The organism is Massilia timonae, from assembly GCF_001866515.1.
Classification (GTDB): domain Bacteria; phylum Pseudomonadota; class Gammaproteobacteria; order Burkholderiales; family Burkholderiaceae_D; genus Telluria; species Telluria timonae.
This window is the reverse complement of the sequence record NZ_JRYB01000001.1, coordinates 4003382-4015615: the sequence shown is the minus strand read 5'-3', so window position 1 is coordinate 4015615 and position 12234 is coordinate 4003382. Positions and strand designations below refer to the sequence as shown.

Sequence of the window (12234 nt, the reverse complement as noted above, 5' to 3'; positions counted from 1 at the left end):
TTGGTCCGCTCGCGGTAGGCCCGCAGGCGCTTGCGCGCTCAGCGCACCTCGCCGTCCCGGCTGCCGAACTGGGTCGAGACTTCGCGTTCGATCCGGATCAATAGTGCGCGCAGGCGTGCCGCCAGCGCCCTGGCCTGGGCGGTGCCGGCCGCGCCCATGCGCGGCGCCCGCCGCGGTTGCGCCTCCAGGTCTTCGCAGATGGCGCCGAAGCTGGCGGCGCCGATCGCGCGCGCCGCCGACTTGAGCTGGTGCGCCAGGCTTGCGGTATGGGTCAGGTCGCCCCCGGCCAGGGCAGCCTCGATCCCGGCCAGGTTCTCGCGCGCGGTATCGAGGAACAGGAACACATATTTACGCATCCGTTCGGTGTCGCCGCCGGCCGTGTTGGCCAGGCTGGCCAGGTCGAGCACTTCTCCCTGCCCGCCCGGCCCCGCGCCGCTCGCGGACCCTGGCGCCCTCGCGATCGCGACGTCGGCCACCGGCGCCGTGGTGCGGCCCAGGCAGCGCGCGATGGTGGCGGCCAGCAGTTCCGGCACCACCGGCTTGGCCAGGAATTCGTTCATGCCGGCGGCCAGGCAGCGCGCGCGGTCGTCGACGCCGGCATTGGCCGTCATCGCCACCACCAGCGTGCCCTGCAAGGCCGGATCGTGGCGGATGCGGCGGGTCGCTTCCAGCCCGTCCATCACCGGCATCTGCACGTCCATCAGCACGCAATCGAAGCGTTTGACCGCCATCGCCGCCAGCGCCTCCTGGCCGTTGTTCGCCACCTCGACCGCGGCGCCGGACTCTTCCAGCAGCTCGCGCGCGACCTGCTGGTTGAAGGGATTGTCTTCCACCAGCAGCACCGCGCAGCCGTCCAGGCGCGCCTGGGCCGCGGCCGGCGCGGCGCCCAGGCCGGCTCCGAGCATGGTCCCCGCTCGCCCGCCGGCGGCATCGTCCAGGGCCAGGCGCGCCGTGAACCAGAAGGTGCTGCCCTCGCCCAGGATGCTGGACACCCCGACCTCGCCGCCCATCAGCTCGGCCAGCTGGCGGCTGATGGCCAGGCCCAGGCCGGTGCCGCCATGGCGCCGGGTGGCCGACTGGTCGGCCTGCTGGAATGGCGTGAACAGGTGCGGCAACGCGGCGGCGTCGATGCCGATGCCGCGGTCTTCGACCTCGAAGCGCACCAGCACTTCAGGGCCGAAGGCGCGCGCCAGGCGCGCGCGCAGCGTGATCCGGCCGCGCTCGGAGAATTTGACGGCATTGCCGGCGAAATTGAGCAGCACCTGCTCCAGCCGCAGCGAGTCGCCGCACAGGGGCCGCATCAGGACCGGATCGATTTCGATGTCGAAGCCCAGGCCCTTGGCCACGGCCGCGGTGCCCAGCTGGGCCTCGACGTTGCGCAGCAGGGCGTCGAGCATGAAGCACACGCGCGACAGTTCCAGCATGCCGGCCTCGATCTTGGAGAAATCGAGGATGTCGTTGATGATGCCCAGCAGGTGCTGGCCCGAGTGGTAGATCTTTTCGAGGTAGTCGCGCTGGCGCGCGTCGGGCGCGGCCTGCAGCGCCAGGTGGGTCATGCCGATGATGCTGTTCATCGGGGTGCGGATCTCATGGCTCATGTTCGACAGGAAGTCGCTCTTGGCCTTGCTGGCGGCGTCGGCGCGCGCCTTCAGGCGATGCAGCTCGGTGACGTCGGTCGCCACGCACAGCACCGCCGGCTCCTCGTCGACCTGCATCGGTACGCGCACTGTCCACAGCTGGCGCGCCGCGCCGCCCGGCGCCGACTGCGCCACCTGGGCGCTGCTGCTGCGGCCGTCGTGCAGCACCGCGCGATCCAGCTCCCAGGCGGCGTCGGCCAGGGCGCGGTCCATGGCCTCGACGTCGCGCCGGCCGATCAGCTCCGCCGCCGGCCGCCCGAGGCGCGAGGCGCCCTTGGCATTGAGGTAGCGGATGCGGCGCAGCGCGTCCTTCAGGTAGACCTCGGCGTCCAGGTTGTCCAGCACGGTGTCGAGCAGCAGGCGCTGCTCGTCGGCGGCGCGGCGCGAGCGGTACTGGGCCAGGAACAGTCCGTACACCAGCAGGGTCGCGGCGAAGCCGAAGGCCAGCGCCGCCACCGGCATCCAGAGATCGGCGCCATGGAGCATGGCGCGCTTGGGCGTGGCGAAATGCGCCGCCCACCGGCTGCCGGCGAAATCCACGTCCAGCACGGTCGTGAAGTAGTCGCCCGGGTCGAACGCCGTGCGCCGCACGTCGGGCCCATGCAGCAGCAACTCGCCCCCTCCCGCATCGCGGTTCGCGCCATACACGCTGACCGACGGCGGCGCCCCGGCCGATGCGGCCAGCGCATTGTCGACCAGCGCCGGCACCGAAAAGGCGATGCCGAACGAGCCCAGGTAGGCCGCGCGCCGCCCTTCGAGGCTCGGCGGGGTCACGCCGCCGCGATAGACCGGCATGCGCATGCCGAGGGCATAGTGCGGCGTGGGGTCGCGCAGGAACACCGGCTGCCCCGAGGCGCTGATGCCGCCGTTGTCGCGCGCCTGCTCCAGGGCGCGGGCGACGGCCGGCCTGCCGGCCATGTCGAAGCCGAGCCGGCGGCTGGGCTGGTCGATCGGATACTGGTAGGCGATCACCTCGTACCAGGGACGGCGCCCGGCGGGAAAAATCGCGAAGTCCGGGTAGCCGCGGGCGTCGACGCTGCGATCGGCGCGCACCGCGGCGACGAAGCGCGCGCGCTGGACTTCGGGCACGTGGGCGGCGTACGTGACCCCTTCGATGGCCGGATAGTTGCGCGCGATGTCGAGCGCGGCGACATAACGGTGGAAGGACGCCCGGTCGGGCACGGCGTTGCCGTCGCCGGCCGCATGCAGGGCCGCCAGCGAACGCACCGCGCGGCCATACGAGGCGAGCGACGCGTCGATCCGTTCGCGCGCCGCCTGCGCCGCGTTTCCGAAGCGGCCGCGCGCCTCTTCCTCGATCGAGGCGTCGGCGACCGCATGCAGCAGCAGGCCGACCGCCAGCGCCAGCGCGACGCCGCCGCCCCACAGCACGAACGGCCGGCCCAGGCGCACGCAAGCCGCTTCGATGGCGTCGATTCCTGGCATGGTCAAGCGCTTCATGCTTCCCCTGGCGGGCGGTGCCCGCCACGTAAAATTGCTAGTATATCGGCGCGCCGCGCCGGCGTGATACTGATGAGGACAGCATGCAACACCACGACGATCCCTGGCTGTGGCTGGAACAGATCGACAGCGACGAAGCCCGCGCCTGGGTCGACGCGCGCAACGCGGCCACCGAAGCCGAGCTGCAGGCCGATCCGCGCTTCGCGCCGCTCTGCGAACGCTTGACGGGCATCCTCGATTCGAGCGCCAAGATTCCCTACGTCGGCGTGCATGGCGGCTGGTGCTACAACTTCTGGCGCGACGCGACCCACGTGCGCGGCATCTGGCGCCGCACCACGCTCGACGAGTACCGCAAGAATGCCCCCGACTGGGAAACGGTGCTCGACCTCGACGCGCTGGCGCGCACGGAGAATGAAAACTGGGTCTGGGCCGGCGTGTCCTGGCTCGAGCCCGACGCCGCGCGCTGCCTGGTCCTGCTGTCGCGCGGCGGCGGCGACGCCAGGGTGGTGCGCGAATTCGACCTGACGCTGCCCGGCTTCGTGGCCGACGGCTTCACCCTGCCCGAGGCGAAGAGCGACGTGTCCTGGATCGACCGCGACACCCTGTTCGTCGGCACCGACTTCGGCCCGGGCAGCCTGAGCGAATCGGGCTATCCGCGCATCGTCAAGGAATGGAAGCGCGGCGCGCCGCTGGCAGCGGCCGCCACCGTGTACGAGGCGGCCCCGGGCGACATGGCGGCGTCCGGCTACCAGGACAACAGCCCCGGCTGGGAGCGCGCCTTCGTGCTGCGCCAGATCGATTTCTATACGAGCGAACTGTTCTGGCGGCGCGGCGACCGGCTGCTCAGGATCGACAAGCCGCTCGACGCCAGCGCCTTCGCCCTGCGCGACCAGCTCGTGATCGAGCTGCGCTCGGACTGGACCATCGACGGCGTGACCTACCCCCAGGGCGCCCTGCTGGCGACCGGCTTCGACGCCTTCGTGGCGGGCAGCCGCGCCTTCGAGGTGCTGTTCACGCCGACCCCAATGACCTCGCTGGACGGCGTGGCGGCCACCCGCAGCAGCCTGCTGCTGACGGTGCTCGACAACGTCAAGAACCGCATCGTCGAATTGCGGCGCGAAGACGGGCGCTGGATCCGGCGCGAGGTCGCCGTGCCCGGCATCGGCTCGCTGGGCGTGTCGGCCCTGGACTCGGACCACTCGGACGACTACTTCCTCACCGTGACCGATTTCCTGCATCCGACCACCTTGTACCTGATGCATAGCGGCAGCGACGCGCGCGAGCCGCTCAAGGCGATGCCCGCCTTCTTCGACGCCGGACCGTACGAGGTGAGCCAGCACACGGCGACTTCCAGCGACGGCACCCTCGTGCCCTACTTCGTCGTCGCCCCCAGCGGCGGCGGCGGCGCATCCGGTCCGACCCTGCTGTACGGCTACGGCGGCTTCGAGGTCTCGCTCAAGCCCTTCTACAGCGGCATGACCGGCGCCGCCTGGCTCGAACAGGGTGGCACCTATGTGCTGGCCAATATCCGCGGCGGCGGCGAATTCGGCCCGCGCTGGCACCAGGCGGCCCTGCGCCAGCATCGCCAGCGCGCTTTCGACGACTTCATCGCCGTCGGCCAAGACCTGGTGGCGCGCGGCGTCGCCACGCCGCGACAACTGGGCATCATGGGCGGCAGCAACGGCGGCCTGCTGGTCGGCGCGGCGCTGACCCAGCGTCCCGACCTGTTCGGCGCCGTGGTGTGCCAGGTGCCGCTGCTGGACATGCGGCGCTACCACCTGCTGCTGGCCGGCGCCTCGTGGATGGGCGAGTACGGCGACCCGGACGATGCCGAGGACTGGGCCTACCTGGCCCGCTACTCGCCGTACCACAACGTGCGGCCCGGCGAGCGCTATCCGCGCGTGCTGTTTACCACCTCGACCCGAGACGACCGCGTCCATCCGGCGCATGCGCGCAAGATGGCGGCGCGCATGCTGGACCAGGGACACGACGTGCTGTACTGGGAAAACACCGAAGGCGGCCATGCCGGCGCCGCCGACAACGCCCAGACCGCGCGCATGGTGGCGCTGACCTACACCTTCCTGCTGCGACAGCTGGGCGAGCACGCGGCCTGAAATCCGCTCAGGAGGCCAGCCGCCTGGCGAACAGCGCTTCCCAGGTCGGCTCGATCTCCACGTAGAGCGCGACCGCGGTCTCGATCCCGACCGCCTGCGGCGACCCGATGCGGGTGGTGACCACGCCGGCCCGGCGCAGCATGCGCTCGATCGCGGTGGTGGTGACGGTGACGTAGCGCGACAGGCCGCGCTCGTGGGCGTGGCGGATGATGGCCTCGATCGACTCCATCGTCATCTCCGAGAAGCCGTAGCTGCCGGCGCCCTCGGTCTCGAGCGCGAAGCGCGACAGCTCCCAGATGTGCGGGTCGCTGGGCGGCTCCTGGCCGTCGAGCAGCTGGGGGAAGGAATCCTTGAGCATATACGGTCCTTCGGTCGGCAGCAGGCGCCAGCAGCCGCGCAGCGTCTCGCCGTCGCGCATCAGCATGTAACGCGGTTCGAGCGCGTCGTAACCATCGATCTCCATGCCGGACAGCACCGGCACTTCCCATCCCAGCCGCCCGCGGAATACCTTCGCGCGCAGCGTATGCATTTCCCACAACTCTTTCGATGCGAATGCGCGGCGTGGCGCGATCGTGATTTGCATGCTCATTGCCAACCCCCTCCTCGTTGAGAAAATCGGTTCAAGAAATATGCACTACGCATCAAAGCGTTATGCAAATCGGGTAGGCTGGGTACTATCAGCATTGATAGGTGGCGAGCAATATCGGCAGTGCAATACTTTTGGAAACGACGCAGTTTCCGAATTATTCGATTCACTACCCCGAAAGGAACGACCATGGCAAACGATCTGATGTGCGACGCACTGGCAGCCGAACTGCAGGCCAACCAGCTGGTCCAGGCCGCCGGCACGGCACGCCTGGCGCCGCACGAACTGCGTCGGCTGCGCATCACGAAGCGCGAAAGCCAGGAAAAATTCTGGGGCCGCTTCGGCGTCACCCAGTCCAGCGGCAGCCGCTTTGAAACCGGTCTCGCGATCCCGGCGCCTGTATCGATTCTTCTGCGCATGTACATGAACGGCAAACTCAGCGATGGTGATCTTCAGGGGTGATGAGCCCCAGGGCGATGGCCTTGACCACCGCCTGCTGGCGAGTGTTGACGTCAAATTTTTGACGCACATTCGCCAGGTGAAAATTAACGGTGGCTTCGGAACAGCCCGTGATGCGCGCGACCTCCCAGGACGACTTGCCCGCCATCACCCACTGCAACACTTCCAGCTCGCGCCGCGTCAGGCGCGGCGCCTCTTCCGGCCGCGTCTCCTCCTCGCGGAAACGCCCGGAAGAAATGAAAGCGTAGTCGCGCACCAGCGACAGCATCGGCAGCGCCTCGTTCATGGCGCGCCGGGCGTCGGCGTCGGGCCGCGCATCGGACGCGAAACTGATCACCCCGAACTCGCCCTGCGGCCCATGCACCGGCAAGGTCGCGCCGCTGCGGATGCCGTGGGCGCTGGCCTCTTCGTAGAGCCCGGCCTGCTGGGGGCCGGAGGCGAACGTGCCCGGCTCCCACACGATCGGGATCGTGCTCGACAGGCAATGGGCGACGGTCGGATCGACATAGGCGAAGCCGTTGCGGTCGTAGCGGTCGCGCCAGTCTGCGGAATAATTACTGCGCAAGAAAGCCGACTCGAAACGGGTATGGCGCGAATTAACGACGCCAAACAGCACCTGGTCGAAGCCCAGCCCCCGCGCAACCGTGAACAGGGATGCGCTCCATTTGGAAGCATCCTTGGCCTGCATCAGCTCGAGTAATAAGGCAGTGTCAATCATGGGGGCAAAGTTTGATGTAACACCCCTATGCTAGATGGTTCACCCCGTTCACAAATTCACAGAAATTAACAATCAAGATATTTACTTCTATCTCACATGCATGTTGTCGTGCATAAACCACAACAAAGTTGCAATCGTGCGCCCTGCTAGAGGGGAATCGGCTACCCTCCGCCGAATTACCTGTAACAAATTTCAGATTAGCAAGTATTTACTAGCCGAGATACCGTTTCGTGGTTTGACTTAGATCTATAGAATCGTATTTCGTGCGTGTGTAAAAACGACACTCTTGCCGGCACCACCGGCTAACCGACAGACTTCCTTTCAGGACGAGGATCCAGGCGATGAACACCATGACCGATATGGGCGAACAGTTGGACGTCAAGCTGCTGCTCACCACATTGATGGCCCTGAAAAAAGGCGATTTCTCGGTGCGCATGCCTGACGACTGGACCGGCGTGTCCGGCAAGATCGCCGATACCCTGAACGACATCATCGAGACCAAGCAAAAGATGGTCGAAACCGTCACGGAAGTCTCGCGGGTGGTGGGCCGCGAAGGCCACCTGACCCAGCGCGCCGACCTGCCGGGCGTGGTGGGCGGCTGGAGCACCATGATCAGCTCGGTCAACACCCTGATCGACGACCTGGTGCGCCCCACCACCGAGATGGCGCGCGTGATCGGCGCGGTGGCGAAAGGCGACCTGTCCCAGACCATGGCCCTCGAAGTCGACGGCCATCCGCTCAAGGGCCAGTACCTGCGCGCGGCGATGACGGCCAACACCATGGTCGAGCAGCTGTCCTCGTTCTCGTCCGAAGTCACGCGCGTGGCGCGCGAGGTCGGCACCGAGGGCAAGCTGGGCGGCCAGGCGCAGGTGAAAGGCGTGGCCGGCACCTGGAAGGACTTGACCGACTCGGTCAACTCGATGGCGGGCAACCTGACCTCGCAGGTGCGTAACATCGCGGAAGTGACCACCGCGGTGGCCAACGGCGACCTGTCCAAGAAGATCACGGTCGACGTGCGCGGCGAGATCCTGCAACTGAAGGACACCATCAACGTGATGGTGGACCAGCTGCGCTCCTTCGCCTCCGAAGTGACGCGGGTGGCGCGCGAGGTCGGCACCGAGGGTAAACTCGGCGGCCAGGCCTATGTGCCGGGCGTGGCCGGCACCTGGAAGGACTTGACCGACAACGTCAACTTCATGGCCTCGAACCTGACGGGCCAGGTGCGTAATATCGCGGCGGTGACCACCGCGGTGGCGAACGGCGACCTGTCCAAGAAAATTACCGTGGACGTGAAGGGCGAGATCCTGGAACTAAAGAACACGATCAACGTGATGGTGGACCAGCTGTCCTCGTTCGCCTCCGAGGTGACGCGCGTGGCGCGCGAGGTCGGCACCGAGGGTAAGCTCGGCGGCCAGGCGGTGGTGAAAGGCGTGGCCGGCACCTGGAAGGACTTGACCGACTCGGTCAACTCGATGGCGGGCAACCTGACCGGCCAGGTGCGTAACATCGCGGACGTGACCACCGCGGTGGCGAACGGCGACCTGTCCAAGAAGATCACGGTGGACGTGAAAGGCGAGATTCTCGAGCTGAAGAACACCATCAACGTGATGGTCGACCAGCTGAACTCCTTCGCCTCGGAAGTCACGCGCGTGGCGCGCGAGGTCGGCACCGAAGGTAAACTCGGCGGCCAGGCCAACGTGCCGGGCGTGGCCGGCACCTGGAAGGACTTGACCGACGGCGTGAACTCGATGGCGGGCAACCTGACCGCCCAGGTGCGTAACATCGCGGAAGTGACCACCGCCGTGGCGAACGGCGACCTGTCCAAGAAGATCACGGTGGACGTCAAGGGCGAGATCCAGGAACTGAAGAACACGATCAACGTGATGGTCGACCAGCTGTCCTCGTTCGCGTCGGAAGTCACGCGGGTGGCGCGCGAAGTCGGCACCGAAGGTAAACTGGGCGGCCAGGCGTATGTGCCGGGCGTCGGCGGCACCTGGAAGGACTTGACCGACAACGTCAACTTCATGGCCTCGAACCTGACCGGCCAGGTGCGTAATATCGCGGCGGTGACCACCGCCGTGGCGCGCGGCGACCTGTCCAAGAAGATCACCGTGGACGTGAAGGGCGAGATTCTCGAACTGAAGGACACCATCAACGTCATGGTGGACCAGCTGTCCTCGTTCGCCTCGGAGGTGACCCGGGTGGCGCGCGAGGTGGGCACCGAAGGTAAACTCGGCGGCCAGGCCAACGTGTCGGGCGTGGCCGGCACCTGGAAGGACTTGACGGAAAACGTCAACCAGCTGGCGGCGAACCTCACCAACCAGATGCGCGCGATCGGCGAAGTGGCGACGGCGGTGACGCGCGGCGACCTGTCGCGCTCCATTCAGGTGGAAGCGCGCGGCGAAGTGTCCTACCTGAAGGACAACATCAACGAGATGATCCGCAACCTGAAGGAGACCACGCAAAAGAACGCGCAGCAGGATTGGCTCAAGACCAACCTGGCCCGCTTCACTCGACTGCTGCAGGGCCAGCGCGACCTGCAGGCGGTGACCAAGCTGATCCTGTCGGAGCTGGCGCCGCTGGTCTCGGCCCACCACGGCGTGTTCTACATGATGGACTCGCAAGAGACCGACGCCAGGTTGCGCATGATCGCCAGCTACGGCTACCGCTCGAGCCGCAAGCTGCCGACTTCCTTCCTGCCGGGCGAAGGCCTGGTGGGCCAGTGCGCGCTGGAGAAGACCCGCATCTGGCTGACCGACGTCCCGCGCGACTACATCGTGGTGTCCTCGGGCCTGGGCTCGGCGCCGCCGAACAATATCGTGGTGCTGCCGATCCTGTTCGAGCAGCAGGTCAAGGCCGTCATCGAGATCGCCTCGCTCGACCGCTTCACCGAGACCCACCTGTCCTTCCTCGACCAGCTGATGGAATCGATCGGCGTGGTCCTGAACACGATCGAGGCCAACAGCCGCACCGAGTCGCTGCTGACCCAGTCGCAGTCGCTGGCGCAGGAACTGCAGCAGACGAACCAGGAGCTGGGCGAGAAAGCGCGCCTGCTGTCCGAGCAGAACATCGAGGTGGAACGCAAGAACCGCGAGGTGGAGCAGGCCAAGCTGGCGCTGGAAGAAAAAGCGACCCAGCTGGCGCTGTCCTCGAAGTACAAGTCGGAATTTTTGGCCAATATGTCGCACGAATTAAGGACGCCCCTGAATTCGCTGCTGATCCTGGCCCAGCAGCTGTCCGACAACCCGGAAGGCAATCTGTCTGGCAAGCAGGTGGAGTTCGCGAAGACGATCTACGGCTCGGGTTCGGACCTGCTGACCCTGATTAACGACATTCTCGACCTGTCCAAGATCGAATCGGGCACCGTCACGCTGGACGTGTCGGAATACCGCTTCTCGAACCTGCGCAACTACGTCGACCGCACCTTCCGCCACATGGCCGAGGCCAAGCACCTGGGCTTCCAGGTCGAGCTGGCCGAGAACCTGCCGACCGCCGTGATGACCGACACCACGCGCCTGCAGCAGGTGCTGAAAAACCTGTTGTCGAACGCCTTCAAGTTCACCAGCCATGGCCAGGTCTCGCTGGGCATCAGCCTGGTGACCAGCGGCTGGACCGCCGACCACCCGAACCTCGAGCATGCCGACGCGGTGCTGGCGTTTTCGGTGTACGACACCGGCGTGGGCATCCCGGCCGACAAGCTGCAGCTGATCTTCGAAGCCTTCCAGCAGGCCGACGGTTCGACCGCCCGCAAGTATGGCGGCACGGGTCTCGGCCTGTCGATTTCGCGCGAACTGGCGCGCCTGCTGGGCGGCGAAATCCGGGTCGAGTCGACGGTCAACGTCGGCTCGGTGTTCACGCTCTACCTGCCGTACAACCGCGCCGGCTTCATCAACTATGAACAGGCGCGCCAACCGCAGCCGGCGCGCCTGGCGCCGCCGTTGAACGTCCCGGCCCCGCTGGTGCCGGTGCTGCAGGAAAACAGCGAGGTCTCGACCCTCGAGCTGACGGCGGACCTGCTCGACCCGAGCGGCGCCGTGGTCGAGTACGCGAGCGTGCTGGACGACCGCGGCCTGGTGACGCCGGGCGACCCGTCGGTGCTGATCGTCGAGGACGACGAGCGCTTCGCCAAGGTGGTGCTCGAATTCGCCCGCGAGAAAAACTTCAAGGCGATCGTGACCCACCGCGGCGATTCGACCTTGTCGCTGGCGCGCGACTACCTGCCGTCGGCCATCCTGCTCGACCTGGACCTGCCGGACATCGACGGCTTCACGGTGCTCGACCGCCTGAAACGCGACCCGAGCACGCGCCACATCCCGGTGCACGTGATGTCGTCATTGCGCGAGCGCGAACGCGCGCTGCGCCAGGGCGCCATCTCGTACATCAACAAACCGGTCGAGCGCGAGGCGCTGAACGAGGAATTCAAGCGCATCCAGAAATTCCTGATGGGCGGCAAGCGCAGCCTGCTGGTGGTCGAGGACGATCCGGCCCAGCGCGACGCGATCGTTTCCCTGATCGGCAACAACGACATCCATATGGTGACGGTCGACCATGGCGCCGCCGCGCTCGAGGCCCTGCAGTCCTCGCACTTCGACTGCATGGTGCTGGACCTGACCCTGCCCGACATCTCGGGCTTCGACCTGCTCGAGCAGATCGCCCGCTACGAACGCCTGCGCGACCTGCCGATCGTGATCTACACCGCCCAGGAGCTCACCCGCAAGGAGGTCACGAAGCTCAAGCGCTTTGCCAAGACCATCGTGATCAAGGATGCGCGCTCGCCCGAGCGCCTGCTGGACGAGACGGCGCTGTTCCTGCACCGTTCGCAGGCCAGCCTGCCCGAGACCCAGCGGCGCATGCTCGAGGAAATTCACGCCCTCGACTCGGGCCTGGCCGGACGCAAGGTGCTGATCGTCGACGATGACCTGCGCAATATCTTCGCGCTGTCGACGCTGCTGGAGCGCCAGCAGATGCAGGTGCTGTTCGCCGAGAACGGCCGCGACGGCATCGAAGTGCTCGAGAAGGACCCGGGCATCGAGATCGTCCTGATGGACATCATGATGCCCGAGATGGACGGCTACGACACGATGCGGGCGATCCGCCGCATCCCGAAATTCCGCTCGCTGCCGATCATCACCCTGACCGCGAAAGCGATGAAGGGCGACCGCGACAAGTGCATCGCGGCCGGCGCCTCGGACTACATCACCAAGCCGGTCGACGTGGCGCAGCTGCTGTCGATGATGCGGGTTTGGCTGCACTGAGGCACCA

Annotated in this window: 6 protein-coding genes; 3 read left to right on the top strand and 3 right to left on the bottom strand. The window is 66.7% G+C overall.

Features of this window, described 5'->3' with window-relative positions; all coding sequences use genetic code 11:
• Positions 1-38 precede the first annotated feature (38 nt).
• Positions 39-3095, bottom strand: coding sequence for a CHASE domain-containing hybrid sensor histidine kinase/response regulator family protein (locus LO55_RS17150; RefSeq protein ID WP_083415388.1), 3057 nt, complete (start codon positions 3093-3095; stop codon positions 39-41).
• A gap of 44 nt (positions 3096-3139) precedes the next feature.
• Between LO55_RS17150 and LO55_RS17145 the strand changes: the two genes are divergently transcribed.
• Entirely contained in the window at positions 3140-5209 is a 2070-nt protein-coding gene (locus LO55_RS17145) for a prolyl oligopeptidase family serine peptidase (RefSeq protein WP_267873258.1), read from the top strand.
• Positions 5210-5216: 7 nt separating this feature from the next.
• On the opposite strand, the gene LO55_RS17140 is transcribed toward LO55_RS17145, so the two are convergent.
• Positions 5217-5798 carry an acyl-homoserine-lactone synthase gene (locus LO55_RS17140; RefSeq protein ID WP_071362391.1) on the bottom strand — a complete coding sequence of 194 codons (582 nt, stop codon included), beginning with the start codon at positions 5796-5798 and terminating at the stop codon, positions 5217-5219.
• 186 nt (positions 5799-5984) lie between these two features.
• Between LO55_RS17140 and LO55_RS17135 the strand changes: the two genes are divergently transcribed.
• Positions 5985-6257 (top strand): helix-turn-helix domain-containing protein, encoded by a 273-nt coding sequence (locus tag LO55_RS17135; protein WP_005667319.1) that lies wholly within the window; start codon positions 5985-5987, stop codon positions 6255-6257.
• On the opposite strand, the gene LO55_RS17130 is transcribed toward LO55_RS17135, so the two are convergent.
• Positions 6232-6972: a helix-turn-helix transcriptional regulator gene (locus tag LO55_RS17130; protein WP_071362390.1), complete on the bottom strand. Its 741-nt coding sequence runs from the start codon at positions 6970-6972 to the stop codon at positions 6232-6234. The two genes, LO55_RS17135 and LO55_RS17130, sit on opposite strands and share 26 nt — an antisense overlap.
• 341 nt (positions 6973-7313) lie before the next feature.
• Between LO55_RS17130 and LO55_RS17125 the strand changes: the two genes are divergently transcribed.
• The gene (locus tag LO55_RS17125; RefSeq protein ID WP_071362389.1) at positions 7314-12227 is read left to right on the top strand and encodes a response regulator; all 4914 of its coding nucleotides are present in this window, start codon (positions 7314-7316) and stop codon (positions 12225-12227) included.
• Positions 12228-12234 lie beyond the last annotated feature (7 nt).

Bases quoted from the DNA above. Each gene is read 5' to 3' on its own strand.
- LO55_RS17150 (WP_083415388.1), bottom strand. From the start codon at position 3,095: ATGAAGCGCTTGACCATGCCAGGAATCGACGCCATCGAAGCGGCTTGC.
- LO55_RS17140 (WP_071362391.1), bottom strand. From the start codon at position 5,798: ATGAGCATGCAAATCACGATCGCGCCACGCCGCGCATTCGCATCGAAA.
- LO55_RS17135 (WP_005667319.1), top strand. From the start codon at position 5,985: ATGGCAAACGATCTGATGTGCGACGCACTGGCAGCCGAACTGCAGGCC.
- LO55_RS17130 (WP_071362390.1), bottom strand. From the start codon at position 6,972: ATGATTGACACTGCCTTATTACTCGAGCTGATGCAGGCCAAGGATGCT.
- LO55_RS17125 (WP_071362389.1), top strand. From the start codon at position 7,314: ATGAACACCATGACCGATATGGGCGAACAGTTGGACGTCAAGCTGCTG.